We start from the raw sequence: 15,413 nt of genomic DNA on the forward strand, positions 1-15,413 counted from the left end.
CTTGGAACTTCCGAACCGCGTCAAGCCGCGCCGCGTAGGGGACCGCCGAGGCGCTTACGTCGTGGGTAGTCATGATGTTCTCCTTTCGCTGTAAGTCCCTGAGGACGCGAAAGAAGAAGGCCGGAGGAAAAAGCCGGAGGGTCACCCGCCATAGCGGGGACACGGGAAACACGGCCTTGCGCCAAGGCTTCAGGCCGCAGGCGGCAAGGGTGGTGCGGGCAGCCCGTTGACCGGACGGCGCGTCCGGCCAGACAAAGCGTCAAACCTCAAGGGACGAAGGCGGAAGGAAGATGCGACCACTCACGACGAAAACGAGCACAAAAGTCTAGGCAGAGCTCAACCCCCAGATAATGCTCGCCACAACGAAGCTGGAAGCTGCACCGGCTCTCGCGAGGCCCCAAGCACTCCCGTAGAAGTTACAGTCGCCCGTCGGCCTTCAGTCGACTCAACATGCGGCGTGCAACGGGGGGTGGCACCTTGGCATGCATAGCCGCGAGATCATCTCGGTGACAGTGGCGCAACAGTTTGCCGCTCTTGCATGGGCAAAGCCAATGACCCTTGGGCCAGTCATGGGAAAGAAGTCGCAAGTGATAGCGCAAGCTTTCAGCATTATTGGATATACCGAGAGCGTCGGCGTAGGCCTCCTCAAGGCCTTTCAAACCATGAGAACGCTCGCCAAAAGGCCACTTCCCCGTTTTCTCGTACCAGAACTGTCCGAGAAAATATTCGTTCATCGGACCGTTGAGATAGCTCGATAAGGTATGGTCATTTACTTCGACGAGCCAGTTCTCCCAAACAGTTACACAACAGTCTCCGTTGGGGTTGATGTGCCGCTCGGCGACGCGCGGAATTCGTTCGCCAGTTTCGAAAACTCTCGGCTCCTGCCGTGGGTAGCGTTCGGACAGCTCCATCGAAATTTCGAAGGAAGTAATCGGTCCATCCGGAGCTGCGACGACGCCTTTTTCGAAGACCAAGTATGTGCCTTCGAGGCGGATTCTCTTGCCATCAGACTCGGCGATTAAGTTGGGTTGATCGAATGAAACGGCCGCCCTCACCTGATCAAGTGTCAACAAGGTGCCCGATCTTCCTACGATCTGGTCCATGGTTTTGACTGAGGGCCGTCACGTTGAATCTGTTCGATTGCCGCCTCTGCGCGACGCGTCTGATCTGCTTCGGCAGGTCGCGCCACAGCGGGTGTCGCGAGTACCGCAGCAGCGGGCAGCACGGCCTGAAGCGTGCGGTTGACCAGATCAGAACCAAGATTTTCGCGAAGCGGCGAGGGAATGGAATTGAACGGGCTGGAGCGCAAATAGGTGCCGAAGTCACGACGGGCCTGTTCGAGCCAACGGCGAAAATTCTCCTCCTTCTTCGGCTCATCGGCCCACTTGTCGGCGAAGTTCTCTGCGGGATTGACAGGGTTCGCCACCCACGACTGACCATCCCGATTCTCGATGAAACGATCCATTCCCCTTAAAATACCCTGCAGCGCCGCAGAGACCGACGGCTCCTCGTTGTAAGCATGTGCGGAAAGCGTGGTGATAATAATCGAGATTGGCTTGTAGTCAGCGTCATCGGCGAACATGCAGTCACGGTGGCGCTTCAGAAGCTGGATGGTGCGCTGCAATGGCGTCTTCACTTTATGGTCCGGAATCTGGTCCACACTTGCGGTGATGTGCTCACGCTTGGCGAACTCGATCTTTCGCTCAGTCAACTGGATGAGCATGCGGCTTCTAAACCAGGCGGCGTAGCCCTGCGGGTTGCTCAAAGGCCAGTCTGCGGTAGGCCTAGCGTACTGAGGGAGAGTTCGATCTGTGATTGCGATTGCTTGACCTGCCAAGTCAGGGCTCGTTGCCAAAATCGGATGGCCCTGCTCGGTTAGCATTTGACGGTAACTCTGTGCGTCCGGAATGGCGGGCAAAATATCCATGTGGAACTGCGCGCCGTCTGCATAGGTCAAAGTCCAGCACCGGCGCCCTTCTACGACTGGCTTTGCCATGCCACGCGCCGCGGCATATAGATGGACTTCGTTTCCGACCGCTTCTTTGAGGCTCTTCTGTGTGAAAGCTGTCTTGGAACCCTGCAGCAAACAGACCAGATCAACGTCATATTCCTCAGCCAATGTAAGCGGTCTGGTCACCGTGCCGAGCAGGAACGAGCCCTGGGGCGAAATCGCAGGACTGTAACGGGCTAGGCTGGATTCAGGTCTGTCCAGCCAGGCACCGATTGAGTCGTAGCGGCTCTTGGCCTCTTCGAACTTGGACGGCGGGATGTCGAGGGCGTCCGCAAGTTCTTCTAGGACATCGTCGTGGGATTTAGCGATTTTCGTATGCTTTGTCATGGCATTACCTATGAATCGGTTCGAACTCTTCAGCCGGCTGGCCGAAGAACTGTGATTGAAGAATGGGCCTTTGGATGCGCGCCTCGGCGAATGCTCGGTCCTTCAAGCTGCGAATGCGGCGTGTGTCATCCAGACTGTAGAAACCGTCTGGTACGGGTTGCGACACGCGGTAGATCGCCTTACGTTCGTGCGGATCACCTGTAAGAATGTGGGCAATACCAAGAGAGCCATGTGACTGACCGGCCATGAACAGGCTAGCGAGTTGCGGCACGATCTGCGCAGCGCCATAGGCCTCGCGAACGATCTTTATGTCTTCCAGACAGCCGACACTAAGGACCTTGATTTGATCCGGGGGCCAGCCGAGTGTTCCGATCGCCTCAACGACGGCGATGCCGATCGGGTTGTTGGCCCAAATGCCGCCATCGACCAAACCGACATCGTTGGCGGTCACGTGCTGGGCGAAGAAGGTCGGCGCTGCGGCTGTTGCCATCGCCGCATCTACGGCAAGTTCCTTGTAGTCAGTTTTCAGCCGCCCATGGTGAGCCGTCTTGAAGATATAGACGCCCTGCGTCTGGGGGTGCCAGGCAGGAACGACGAGCCGCGTCTGCGCTTCACCAAGCTTTCGTGCACCAAGGACTTCTTGCAGGGCGAGCCGTAGGGGTTCGGCATCGTACTTGGGTGCCCAAAGCCTCTTGCCAGAACGGAGCCGACGCTCAAGCCACCCTGGAACGCCAGTTCGCGTCTGCGCGAAAATGGTGGGTCCCTTCTCTTCGTAAAGTTTCAGAATGTCGGCGGCTTTCATTCCCAGTGCGAGTCCGATGGCGATGATGCCACCTGTCGACGTCCCAGATATCAGATCAAAATAGCGGCCGATCGGCTCCGGTAGGTCCTCCTCCAAATTTGCGAGAAAGGCAGCTGGGAATGTTCCCCGGATACCGCCACCGTCGATTGTCAAAATTCTTTTCAAATCTTCTTCCTCTTCAATAACTAGCCGGCATAAAATGTACGTGCCGGAATCAATGCTTCTCGTCCCGCGGCGGGTTCGGGTCGTGACCCGGCGGGACAGTATCGGAGTCGCGCCAGCGCCCATCACGGCCTTGGATGCGAACCTCGCCGCCACCAAGGTTTCGGACTGTTTGCTTCGCTGCCTGTTCGGCCTCGCGCTGCGTCCCATGGACGCTGCTTGCCCGCGCACTGCCAGCAGCTTTCACGGCCCAGCCCTTCGGATGTTTAGTTACGTAACGATCTGGCATGGCGCCCTCCTCGTAGTTGACATTCTGTGATTGACGATAGTATAGTAGATATGCGCTCGAATGTCAAGCGCGTATAGTTTTGATATAGTCAGAAACGAGGGAAGATGCGTTGGGGCGTAGAGCAACGACTTGAATTTATTGAGTTTCGCCTGTTTTGGGAGGGCACGATCAACCGTAGCGACATCATCGATGCGTTCGGCGTGTCGGTCCCGCAGGCTTCAAAAGACCTGAGTCTCTACCAGGAGCGCGCCCCCGGAAACATGGACTATGACAAGAGCAGCAGGCGCTATGTCGCCCTGCCCGACTTCACGCTACGCTTCCTGGAGCCTGACCCCTACGTCTTCCTGTCCCGGCTGCGCTCTGTCTGCGAAGGACAGTTGTCAGCGACCGACTCTTGGATCGGCGCAATGCCTGACGCCGATATTGCCGCGACCCCGCGAAGGGACATCGACATCGACATCCTGCGCAAGGTGCTAACGGCAGTGCGCACGGGGCAATCCATCGAGATATGCTACCAGTCAATGAGCCCCAAAAGGCCGGACCCGGTCTGGCGTCGCATTACACCGCACGCCTTCGGGTTTGACGGGTTCCGCTGGCACGCGCGGTCATTCTGCCACCTGCAGGAGACATTCAAAGACTTCCTGCTGCCGCGAATCCTCGAAGCCGGGCCGCTGGGAAAACCCGGAAAGCGCGGTGATGCAGATGCACTTTGGCACGAGTACTACGACATCGAGATCGTCGCCCACCCCGGTCTGACCGAAAGCCAGAAACTCGTTGTCGGCAAAGACTACGGCTTCGTCGGCGGCAAGGGCACGGTGACCGCACGTTACGCTATGCTCTTCTATGTATTGAAGCGCCTCGGTCTACTGGGAAAGCCCGAGAAAGAAGACCCGCGGCGCCAACATATTGTTGCCCTGAACCCAGATGATGTGCAAAATGCGCTGAAAAAGGCCTCGGGGCCGCAGAATATTGATTTCGATCAGGAAAGAATTTCAACGGGAGCCGCGCATGACGCGTGAACATATTGTTGTATTGTCCGTACCCCTCGCCCCCAATAAGGCGAGCGGCTCAGCGATAGGAAAGCAGGCCGCCGCTGCCCACCCTTCTTCTGTGGGCGAAAGCGAGCAATTCGATGGCTGAGGTGCGGAGCGCAAAACTCGAAGACCTAAAATCTGGAGCCTCGATAGAGGGATTGACCCCTGCCGGTAGTGCCAAAGTCATCAATGTCGAGTGGTTCGGCGACCAGGCCGTCAAGGTCGTGTTCGAGGACCCGAACGGCGGCGTTCAGGATCGTATCGTCTATCGCGATGAAGAACATTCCCTGAAGGTGGCAGGCACCGGTTCCGTGTTTTCATTCGATGCCAGCGGTGAGTTGCTGCGGCTGGTCACCGAGGCTCACAGGATCAAGCTCGCGCACCACTTTGATCCGTACCTTGCAATCCATACCAGTCTGGTGCAGCCGTTGCCGCACCAGATCACAGCGGTCTATGGGGAGATGCTGCCGCGACAGCCCTTGCGCTTCCTGCTGGCGGACGACCCCGGTGCCGGCAAAACGATCATGGCGGGCCTGCTCATCAAGGAGTTGATAGCAAGAGGCGATCTGGAACGCTGTCTAGTGGTCGCGCCAGGCAGCCTCGTTGAACAGTGGCAGGACGAGCTCGGCGAAAAGTTCAACCTTGAGTTCGATATCCTGACCAGAGACATGATCGAGCATTCCCGGTCAGGTAACCCGTTCAATGACAAGAACCATCTGATTGCTCGCCTGGATGTTCTGGCGCGAAACGAAGAGCTACAAGAAAAGCTGATCCGGTCGACCGAATGGGACCTGATCATCGCTGACGAAGCGCACAGGATGTCGGCCAGTTACTTTGGGAGCGAGGTCAAGCGGACGAAACGCTACCAGCTCGGGGAGAAGATCGGTCAGACGTGCCGACACCTGCTGCTGATGTCGGCGACGCCGCATAATGGCAAGGAAGCTGACTTCCAACTATTCATGGCACTGCTCGACGGAGACCGTTTTGAAGGCCGGTTCCGCGACGGCATCCACTATGCCGATACCGACGACATGATGCGGCGCCTAACAAAGGAAGAGCTTCTAAAGTTCGACGGCACGCCCCTCTTCCCTGAGCGCCGCGCTCGAACTGTCCACTATGAGTTGTCCGACGAGGAGGCTGCACTTTACGCCGCAGTCACTGAATATGTCCGTGACGAAATGAACCGCGTGCAGCGGTTCGCTGAGGAAGACGCCAAGAGAAAGAACAATGTTGGATTCGCACTTCAAGTGCTGCAGCGCCGCCTCGCCTCATCACCGGCAGCGATCTACCAGTCGCTCAAGCGCCGCCGCGAGCGTCTTGAGAATGAACTGGCCGAAGCCCGCCTGATTGCTCGCGGCAAGAAACATAAGCTGGGCGCTGGGAGCGACCTAGTCAGTGATGATGTGCTGTCGAATATCGACGAGTACAGCGAGGAAGATGTCGAGCGCTTCGAGGAGACGATCTCGACGTCCGCAACGTCCGCCGAGTCCATCGAACAGCTGGAGCTTGAAGTCGAGACGCTCAAGGGACTCGAATTGCAGGCGCTTGAGGTCCTGAAGTCCGGAAAAGACACAAAGTGGACGCAGCTCGACAAGATACTCGATGACGATCTGATGATCGATGCCGACGGCATCCGTCGCAAGCTCATCATCTTCACTGAGGCCAAGGACACTCTCAATTATCTTGCCGAGAGGATCAGGGGCCGTCTCGGTAAGAGCGATGCTGTTGACGTTATTCATGGCGGCGTGAGTCGTGAGGAACGGCGCAAGGTAATCAGCCGCTTCATGCAGGACCGCGACCTGATGGTGCTCGTTGCCAATGATGCCGCTGGCGAAGGCGTTAACCTTCAGCGCGGGCACCTGATGGTGAACTACGACCTGCCCTGGAACCCGAACAAGATCGAACAGCGCTTCGGTCGTATCCACAGGATCGGCCAGACGGAAGTCTGCCATCTCTGGAACCTTGTCGCCGCCAACACGCGCGAAGGCCAGGTCTATGGACGTCTGCTCGACAAACTGGAGATTGCCCGCGCCGCTCTGAAGGGCCGCGTCTACGACGTCCTTGGCGAGCTATTCGAGGGAACCTCTTTGAAGGACCTCTTGTGGGACGCCATCCAGTACGGCGATCGTGAGGACGTCAAATCTAAGCTATTCCAGCAGATCGACGGTGCAGTTGACTACGCCCACATCGAAGAGTTGCTCAGCAAGCGCAAGCTCACCAACGATGTGATGCCACAGGCGACAGTCGAAGAAGTTCGGCTGAAGATGGAGCGGGCCGAAGCCGAGCGCCTGCAGCCTCACCACATTCAAGGGTTCTTCCTCGAAGCATTCGAACATCTCGGCGGCAAGCTGAAGCCGCGCGAGGAAGGCCGCTACGAGATAACCCATGTCCCGGTCCGCATTCGGGAGCGCGACCGGTTGATCGGAACCGGCGCCCCGATCCAGAAGCGCTATGAGCGTATCTGCTTCGACAAGAAATTCATCAACAGGCAGCCCGTTGCGGAATTTGTCTGTCCGGGTCACCCGCTTCTCGAGTCGGTCATCAGTCTCGTCCGCGAGCAATATGGTCACCTGCTGAAGCAGGGTGCCGTCATGGTCGATGATGCAGACCTCGGTAATGAGGTGCGGGCTGTGTTCCTGTTGGAGCACAGCATCGAGGACGGACGGCGCACCAGCAAAGGCTCGCCACAGACCGTATCGCAGCGCCTGCAATTCGCGGCGATCAATGAGGCTGGGAAGGTCAGCAGTGCAGGCATCGCGCCGCACCTCGATCTTCGCGCCGCCACAGCGGATGAAAAGAACATTGCGCAAGACGAACTCGGGAAGGACTGGCTGTCCCGCAATCTTGAGGACGCGGTGAAGGGCTTTGCCATCATCGAACTCGCACAGGAACACCTGAAAGAGGTGAAGGCACGGCGCATCCCGGAGATCGAGAAGACCGAAAGGGAAGTCCAGGCGCGGCTGAAGAAAGAGATCAACTACTGGGACTCGCGCGCCTTCGAGCTGAAGGAGCAGGAAAAAGCCGGGAAGAAAACGCGGCTCAACTGGGAGAATGCCGTACGCCGTGCGGAGGACCTGTCTGACCGCCTCCAGAAGCGATTGCAGCAGCTCGCGGAGGAGAAGACGATCAAGGCAGCACCGCCTGCTGTCCGCGGCGGTCTGGTCGTAATCCCCAAAGGCCTGCTTCTTCAGAAGTCGAACAGTACCAGTGCCCCGTCGGGTTTCGCTGAAGATGCCGAAGCGCGAAAACTGATTGAAGAGCGTGCGATGCAGGCGGTCCTAGAGGCCGAAGAAATTCTTGGAAACGAGCCGCTCGATGTATCAGTCCACAAAGTCGGCTACGATATCCTGTCCTATGACCCAAGAAGCAAGAAGCAGCGTTTCATCGAAGTGAAGGGCCGGATCGACGGCGCGACCTCGATCATGGTCACGCGGAATGAGATCATCACGTGCCTCAACAAGCCGGATGATTACATCCTTGCTGTCGTCCATGTAGCAGCGGGCTTTGCTCAGGAGCCCAAATATGTTTGGCGGCCTTTCGAGGTAGAGCCAGCGTTTGGCGTCACTGCCGAGCAGTTCGACCTAAAGCATCTGCTTCAGAAAGCGGAACCGCCGCGATGAGCGCTAGACCCGCATATTTCGAGCCGATCCGGGAACGTGCCGCGCGCCGCTGGGACCAGCTGGAGGACGATCCCGAGCTGGCTGCTCCCTGGCATCAGCTATTCATCCAAGTACAAAGTCCACGTCACGTACTTTCGGAACTCCTGCAAAATGCTGACGACGCGGGCGCAACAGAAGCCCGCGTTGCAATAGAGGACGGTGCGTTCGTCTTCCGTCACAACGGCGAGGATTTCACAGAGGAACACTTCGCTTCGCTCTGCCGTTTCGGCTACTCGAACAAGAGAGCGCTGCACACAATCGGTTTCCGAGGCATAGAGTTCAAAAGCACGTTCAGCCTCGGCGAAAAAGTCGAACTGTTAACCCCAAGCCTTTCATTGGATTTTCACAAACAGCGGTTCACAGAACCCCGGTGGATTGAACGCCCAATAATGCAAGGCAGATGGACGACAGTGCGCGTCCAATTTTCCGACAGCCATCTCCGCAAGGCTGTGGAAGATAGCTTTTCCGAATGGCTGAAAAGCCCGCTTTCCTTGCTGTTCTTTCGCAATATCCGCCGGGTCAAGATCGGGGACGGCGTGGTTCACTGGCACAGCGAAGGTCCGGGACCGATCGAGGGCAGTGAATGGTTTTCGCTGGATAGTGATCGGGCGCGACGCCACCTCTTCGTACGATCGAAGCCAGAAGCTCTGCCTCAGGAAGCCCTGGCCGAGATCAGGAAAGAGCGCATGGTGGCCGAGGCACAGGAACTTGAATTCCCGCCATGCCAGGTCGAGTTAATCATGGGCGCGGAAGGCCGCTTGTTCGTTGTGCTTCCAACCGGCGTCAAAACTGACCTTCCGTTCTCCTGCAACGCGCCATTCCTTCAGGACGCCGCGCGGTATAAAATTAAGGACCCCGCACAATCGCCGACTAACCGCTGGCTTCTTGAGCGGATAGGCAAGCTTGCCGGTACAGTCTTGCTCGAATGGCTTAACCGAAAAGACCTTTCAGCACAGGAGCGCGCGAACGCGTACAACATCATGCCCGATGTGGACCGCTCTGCCAGCACCCTAGAGGGCGTCTGTGCGGCCATCGTCGAAAAGTCATTTGAAGAGGTCATTGCAGACCCGCCTATCCTGTTGACCGATAACGGTCAGCTCGTGGACTCCAGCGGTGCAGTTGTTTTGCCGCGCGAACTGTTTGAGGTTTGGCCGCAGGAGCAGGTTTCATCTTTCTTCGACGAAGATGAGCGTCCGCCGTTGTCGCACCACATCAGTGAACGGAACATCAAGAAGCTGAAAAACTGGAACGCTATCGAAGAGGTAGATCATCAAGACGTTCTAAACGTTCTTCAGCAGCGACGTTTCCCGCGTCCGCAGACTTGGCGTCAGTTGCTGACCCTGTGGTCTTACGTCGATCAACGGCTCAAGAGCTACGAATATTACTGCGAAGAAGATGCCCTGCGCATCGTCCCTGTGCAGGGCAAGGATGTCTTGTTTGCTGCCTCGGAAGTCATCCGTCTTGGAGAGAAGCGGATAATCCCATCCGAAGAGGACTGGCAGTTTCTTGGTGACCGGATATCGGTCCTAAATCAGAACTGGATGCGGTTCCTTTCGGAACAACGCCGCCAGTCTGAGTCCGAGAAGGACAAGGTACTGCACAAGCTCGTTGAGGCGGCAGATCATGTTCTTGAAGAAATTGGCTTGGACGAGCCGAGCGATACCGGCAAAGTCATCGACACCGTTGCAAGCGGATTTTTCAGCGAAAAGAACATCAAGCTCACCGATGCGATCAGGCTTGCGCACGTAGCAGCTAAGCTTGGAGCTCAGACCGGTGACAGCTTCAAGTTCGCCTGTCAGGATCGTCGCTTGCGTTCGCTCAGCAAAACAGTCCTGATCGACCAGGATGGATCACTAGGCATTCTGCTGCCTGACGAATGGGCGGAAGAGCATCTGCTTCATCCGGACTACACCAAATTCTTCAAGTCGTGCTCCCGAGAGGAGTGGGAAGTATGGATTGCCAGCGGCCGCGCCGGTCTCGGCAGCTTTGTGCCGCTCGAACAAACCTCCGGCAGATACTGGAGCGAAAAGCAGCTACGGCCCGAGCTGGTGCGTCGAAACTTGGAGGGCACGTTCAAACCCCGCTACAGCAACCCCTCCTTTACCATTTCCGACTGGGACTTCGACGATGATTTCTGGGAGCACTGGGAAGCGCTGGCTCCTGAAGTCCCCAGTATCTGGGGCCGGATCGTAGAAAAGGTTCTCGCGCAGCCTGGGCAATGGTCCAGTCGGCTGACAGCCACGGTAACCGAACGGGCTTCAAACGGCGCCGAAAGCCGCTGCGTGCGTGATGGCCTTGCCCCTGCATGGATCATGAAGCTGCGGGAGAAGCCTTGCCTTCGCGACACGCAAGGCAACTACCGGAAGCCCGATGAGCTTCTTATGCGCACCCATGAAACCGAAGCGTTGATGGACATCGAGCCCTTCGTTCACGGCTTGCTCGACGTGGAGGCAACCAAGCCTATCCTTAGGCTGCTCGGTGTCTCGAATAAACCAACCGGACCAGACAAACTTCTGCTGCGACTGGCCACGCTATCAAAGTCTGATACGCCCCCTCCGCACGAAGTCGAAAAATGGTACCGCCGCCTTGACCAACTGATCGACGGCTGCTCGACGGAAGCCTTCCTCAAAGTCCGCGAAGCATTCGAAGCGGACCGCCTTATTCTTGCAGAAGACGGTAGCTGGCAAAATGTCCGCGGCGTTTTTCTCGCGGGTGGCGATGAAGACGTGCCGGGCGCGCCGGTCATACGCGCCTCAGTCCGCGACCTGTCACTATGGAGAAAGCTCGGCATTGGCGATCGGCCAACAGCCGATCTTGCCATTGCTTGGTTGACCACACTTGAGAGCGGGATGCCACTCCCGGCAGAAGACCTCAGGCGAACGAAAGCTCTACTCGCCCGCTACCCCGCGCGCGTCTGGACTGAATGCGGCCACTGGCTCAGCCTCGGCGGCGAGTGGTTGCCGGTCGAAGAGTTCGCCTATGCACTGTCGATGCAGTCACTGACGCACTGGGCGCACCTTCATCCGTGGGTAAAGCAGAAGAGTGCCGACCTGCGTGCTCTGAGCGCAGAGAGTGTCGATGCGCCGCCGTTCGACATACTGCCCTCGCTGGCGTCGGTGATCGAGGAACAGTTCAGCCAGCACGGGAGGCCCGCAGGACACGCTGAAGAACGCGCCTGGCTCACAGAGCTCGGGTGCTCCCTACGGCGGATCAAGCTGGATGATGAGGAAGAAACCGCGCGGGTTCGGGAGTTGGGCGCGCAGCTTGCGGGGACCCGATGGGTGACCTGCAGTGATATCGAAATTACCCCATATATCGGCGGTAAACCTGCAGGAACGGCGCGTAGAGCGGACGTTCTTTGGCAAGGCAGCGCCCTCTATGCGGAGGATCGCCCGCTGGCCAGACTGGCAAAGTCGGCCGCGCAGGAAATTGGGAAGGCGTTCCGCCGCACTGAAATCATAGATGCCATCAAGCTGTGTTTCGACCGGCCTGCCGATTTCGTGAGCAACTACATGGAAGAGAACTTCGATCTGGTCCCGCCGGAGGAGATCGAAGAGCGCGACAGTCAATCTGAACAGCAGGGTGCGGCAGCACCCGCAGTCGGGTCACAGCAGGCAGAGGATCAAGACAGCACCAACGACCCCTCCTCCGAAACGATCGTCCATGAAGCTGACAGCGAGGACGACGAAGACTTCGCCGGAGACGACAACGCTGAATTGGTCAACAAGGCCGAACCGGAAGAGAATGAGAGCCCAGTCGCGGAAGAGCCCGAACCGGAAGAAGAGCCGGACGACGCGCCACTACCTGCGCCCCGGAAACCCCGCGAAACCAAGGCGCCAATCATAGAGCGTTTCGCGCTCGCCAAGGGCTTCCGCAAAGACGGCGACAGTCATTTCTACAACGATCAGGGCCAGATCATCGGGCGGGCAAATGGATCGTTGTTCCCGTGGGAACTGCGCTCGCCGGCAGGCGATGTGAGCAAACGCTACTGGCCGAAGGATCACTGCCTGGAACTGGAACCGCTGCCACTCGATGCGGCGATCTGGGGCGTGCTCGAACAGCACCCGGATTCCTATGTGCTTGTCCTCGCAAATGCTGACGGTGATCCGGTCGAAGTGACCGGCAAGCTGCTGACTGAACTCAGGGATCGGGGCGTGCTCGCCCTGCATCCCTCAACCTATCGACTGGTAATAGAACATGACAAAGACCTATAAGAAGAAACTGATTGAAGTCGCGATCCCGCTGGAGGCGATCAACGCCGCCTCTGCGCGCGAAAAATCCATCCGGCACGGCCATCCTTCAACCCTTCATCTTTGGTGGGCGCGCCGCCCCCTGGCCGCCTGCCGCGCCGTTCTGTTCTGCCAGTTGGTCGATGACCCTTCTGAGTATGCTGATGATCTTCTGGCCAACGACAAGACCCGTAAGGCCGCAGAAGCCGAGTTGGATGCACGCGAAAAGAAGCGCGAGTTAGATAAGATTGAAGGCAAGGCCATCCCACTTGATGAAAAGCCCCTCAGCGTTGAAGAGATCGCCGTCGAGCTGGAGCGCAAGCGTCTATTCACTATCATTGAAGAGCTCGTAAAGTGGGAAAACAGCACCAACGAAGAGGTGCTGGAACGCGCCCGGGCCGAAATCCGCCGCTGCTGCGGCGATGAACTTCCGCCCGTGTATGACCCCTTCTCCGGCGGTGGCACGATTCCGCTGGAAGCCCAACGGCTCGGCCTCCCCGCTTACGGCTCCGACCTGAACCCAGTTGCCGTGATGATCGGCAAGGCCATGATAGAGATACCTCCTAAATTCAAAGATATGCCACCCATCCACCCAGGCGGCAAGGAACGCAACCATTATCGCAATGCCGAAGGCCTCGCCGAAGACGTCAAATACTATGGCGAATGGATGCGAGAGAAGGCATTCGAACGTATCGGCCACCTATACCCGCAAGTCGATCTTCCCAGGGAATACGGTGGCGGCAAAGCTACAGTGATCGCCTGGATTTGGGCGCGGACAGTGCCGAGCCCAGACCCGGCATTTGCGGATGTACGTGTACCCATTGCTTCTAGCTTTGTCCTTGGCTCGAAGCCAGGAAGGGAGACTTGGATTGAACCGTCAGTCGACAAAGCGGGCAAAACAATCTCGTATCGAATTCGTCACGGCGGTACCACGTCCGAAATTTCCAAAGCTAAGAGTGGCACCAAGGCGGGTAGAGGAGCCAATTTCCGGTGTTTGATTTCGGATACTGCGATTACACCTGAGTATGTGAAATCCAAAGGCAAAGCTGGAGAAATGAAGCAGTCTCTCATTGCGATCGTCGCTGAGGGAAAGGGTCGACGAATTTACCTACCTCCATCTGAAGCTCACGAGAAATTGGCGATATCGGCCAGGCCTAATTGGCGCCCCGAGACCGGGCTTGCAAATGATCCAAGAAACTTCTGGACGGTTGACTATGGTTTGACCACTTTCGGTGATCTCTTCACTGACCGACAGTTGACGGCCCTGGGAGGATTGGTCGAATGCCTGCAAGAAGTTCGTGATCGAATTGTGAGTGATCTTTCTACCCATAAGCTCTCCCAAGACAAAATGCCTTTGCAAGAAGGAGGCGCCGGTGCCTTGTCATATGCGGAGGCAGTTTCTGTATATTTGGCCTTTGCAATAAATCGTTCGGTTGATCGGGGTTCATCAATTTGTACATGGGACTCTTCGCCAAAGATGGAGGCGTTGAGGAATACCTTCGCGCGGCAATCACTTCCGATGACTTGGGATTTTGCGGAAGGCAATCCCTTTTCCGACGCCAGCGGGAACTTCAGTGGAAACGTAGATTGGGTCGTGAAAGCCATCGAGCGCTTGTCGCCTGCAGCTATAGGTGTGGAACGCCAGCATGACGCTCAGACTGTTGATTTCCCGGACGGAACCGTGATTTCGACGGACCCTCCATACTATGATAACATCGGGTATGCTGACCTTTCGGACTTCTTTTTCTGCTGGCTCAAGCCATCTCTAAAGTCAGTTTTTCCTGCAATTTTCGGTGTATTGGCTACGCCAAAATCCGAAGAACTGGTCGCCACTCCCTATCGCCATGGGAGTAAGGATTCTGCGGAGTCCTTTTTCTTGGACGGAATGCGAAGCGCCATATCCAACATGGCGCGTCAATCCTCCAAGGATTATCCTGCTGCCATCTATTATGCTTTCAAGCAGAGCGAAGTAGCTCAAGAGGGCATCAGTTCCACCGGTTGGGCCACCTTTCTTCAAGCAGTGGTTGAGGCTGGGTATGCAGTCGTTGGCACGTGGCCGCTGCGTACGGAAATGGCAAACCGCATGATCGCTTCGGGCACCAACGCCCTCGCCAACTCAGTCGTCCTCGTCTGCCGGAAGAAGGAAGCTTCGGCCGAGATCATCACCCGAGCTGAGTTCATCCGCGCCCTGAAACGGGAGCTACCCCCAGCCATCGCAGAGCTTCAGGCAGCCAATATCGCCCCGGCCGATATGCCGCAGTCAGCGATCGGCCCAGGGATGGGTGTATTCTCGCGTTACAAAGCTGTCCTTGAGGCGGACGACAGCCCGATGACCGTCAAGGCAGCGCTACAGCTCATCAATCGAGAACTCGATGAATTCCTTAGCAACATTCAGGGCGAGTTTGATCCCGATACACGTTTCGCTATCAGCTGGTTCGAACTGCACGGCTCGGAGAAGGGCGATTACGGCGCTGCAGACAACCTTGCTCGCGCGCGCGGCATCGCAGTGGAGAGTGTCAAACATGCCGGTATCGTAGAGAGCGCTGCTGGCAAGGTGCGCATCCTAAAGCGCGACGAACTACTTGATGACTGGGACCCGAACACAGACCCTCACCTCACAGTCTGGGAGTGTTGTCAGTACCTGATCCGCGCACTGGAAAATGATGGCGAGTACGCTGCGGCGATGCTCCTGAAGAAGATGGGGGCTGACAAGGCCGAGGCGGTGAAGGACCTCGCCTACTGCCTGTACGACATCTGCTCGAACAAGCGGAAGGATGCGAAAGAAGCAACGTCCTACAACGCGCTCATCGCAGTATGGACTGAACTAACCCGTCAGGCAGCGTCGATCCCGGATCACGAGATGACCGGAAACCGCCAGACGGCAATGAATTTCTGAGAGG

At 57.3% G+C, this 15,413-nt stretch carries 8 protein-coding genes; 4 read left to right on the forward strand and 4 right to left on the reverse strand.

From position 1 onward, the window contains the following. Positions 1–416: 416 nt before the first annotated feature. From IE266_RS23925 to IE266_RS23940, 4 genes are read right to left on the reverse strand one after another with little or no spacing between them, the layout of a single operon-like run. Positions 417–1,103 carry a hypothetical protein gene (locus tag IE266_RS23925; protein ID WP_189682663.1) on the reverse strand — a complete coding sequence of 229 codons (687 nt, stop codon included), beginning with the start codon at positions 1,101–1,103 and terminating at the stop codon, positions 417–419. Then, positions 1,088–2,338 (reverse strand): nucleotidyltransferase domain-containing protein, encoded by a 1,251-nt coding sequence (locus IE266_RS23930; RefSeq protein ID WP_189682664.1) that lies wholly within the window; start codon positions 2,336–2,338, stop codon positions 1,088–1,090. The genes IE266_RS23925 and IE266_RS23930 overlap by 16 nt, the downstream gene beginning before the upstream one ends. Positions 2,339–2,342: 4 nt before the next feature. Continuing rightward, a complete protein-coding gene (locus IE266_RS23935; RefSeq protein ID WP_189682665.1) occupies positions 2,343–3,428 on the reverse strand; it encodes a CBASS cGAMP-activated phospholipase in 1,086 nt (361 codons plus the stop codon). Beyond that, the gene (locus IE266_RS23940; protein ID WP_189682666.1) at positions 3,355–3,591 is read right to left on the reverse strand and encodes a DUF2188 domain-containing protein; all 237 of its coding nucleotides are present in this window, start codon (positions 3,589–3,591) and stop codon (positions 3,355–3,357) included. The genes IE266_RS23935 and IE266_RS23940 overlap by 74 nt, the downstream gene beginning before the upstream one ends. 104 nt (positions 3,592–3,695) lie before the next feature. Here IE266_RS23940 and IE266_RS23945 point away from each other — a divergent pair, with 104 nt between their 5' ends. The 4 genes from IE266_RS23945 (at position 3,696) to IE266_RS23960 (ending at position 15,409) form a co-directional block, all read left to right on the forward strand. Beyond that, positions 3,696–4,610 (forward strand): BrxR family helix-turn-helix transcriptional regulator, encoded by a 915-nt coding sequence (locus IE266_RS23945; protein WP_189682667.1) that lies wholly within the window; start codon positions 3,696–3,698, stop codon positions 4,608–4,610. A 113-nt stretch (positions 4,611–4,723) separates the two neighbouring features. After that, positions 4,724–8,245 carry a protein NO VEIN domain-containing protein gene (locus IE266_RS23950; RefSeq protein WP_189682668.1) on the forward strand — a complete coding sequence of 1,174 codons (3,522 nt, stop codon included), beginning with the start codon at positions 4,724–4,726 and terminating at the stop codon, positions 8,243–8,245. Further along, entirely contained in the window at positions 8,242–12,498 is a 4,257-nt protein-coding gene (locus tag IE266_RS23955; protein WP_189682669.1) for a sacsin N-terminal ATP-binding-like domain-containing protein, read from the forward strand. Before IE266_RS23950 ends, IE266_RS23955 begins: the two co-directional genes overlap by 4 nt. After that, positions 12,482–15,409, forward strand: a complete 2,928-nt coding sequence (locus IE266_RS23960) for a DUF1156 domain-containing protein (protein ID WP_189682670.1) — start codon at positions 12,482–12,484, stop codon at positions 15,407–15,409. The genes IE266_RS23955 and IE266_RS23960 overlap by 17 nt, the downstream gene beginning before the upstream one ends. The last annotated feature ends 4 nt before the right edge of the window (positions 15,410–15,413 follow it).

It is taken from the genome of Seohaeicola zhoushanensis, assembly GCF_014656415.1.
Classification (GTDB): domain Bacteria; phylum Pseudomonadota; class Alphaproteobacteria; order Rhodobacterales; family Rhodobacteraceae; genus Seohaeicola_A; species Seohaeicola_A zhoushanensis.

What these genes read in the sequence shown, in the direction of transcription:
- IE266_RS23960 (WP_189682670.1), top strand. Translation starts at nt 12,482, where the DNA reads ATGACAAAGACCTATAAGAAGAAACTGATTGAAGTCGCGATCCCGCTG.
- IE266_RS23950 (WP_189682668.1), top strand. Translation starts at nt 4,724, where the DNA reads ATGGCTGAGGTGCGGAGCGCAAAACTCGAAGACCTAAAATCTGGAGCC.
- IE266_RS23930 (WP_189682664.1), bottom strand. Translation starts at nt 2,338, where the DNA reads ATGACAAAGCATACGAAAATCGCTAAATCCCACGACGATGTCCTAGAA.
- IE266_RS23925 (WP_189682663.1), bottom strand. Translation starts at nt 1,103, where the DNA reads ATGGACCAGATCGTAGGAAGATCGGGCACCTTGTTGACACTTGATCAG.
- IE266_RS23940 (WP_189682666.1), bottom strand. Translation starts at nt 3,591, where the DNA reads ATGCCAGATCGTTACGTAACTAAACATCCGAAGGGCTGGGCCGTGAAA.
- IE266_RS23945 (WP_189682667.1), top strand. Translation starts at nt 3,696, where the DNA reads ATGCGTTGGGGCGTAGAGCAACGACTTGAATTTATTGAGTTTCGCCTG.
- IE266_RS23935 (WP_189682665.1), bottom strand. Translation starts at nt 3,428, where the DNA reads ATGGGCGCTGGCGCGACTCCGATACTGTCCCGCCGGGTCACGACCCGA.
- IE266_RS23955 (WP_189682669.1), top strand. Translation starts at nt 8,242, where the DNA reads ATGAGCGCTAGACCCGCATATTTCGAGCCGATCCGGGAACGTGCCGCG.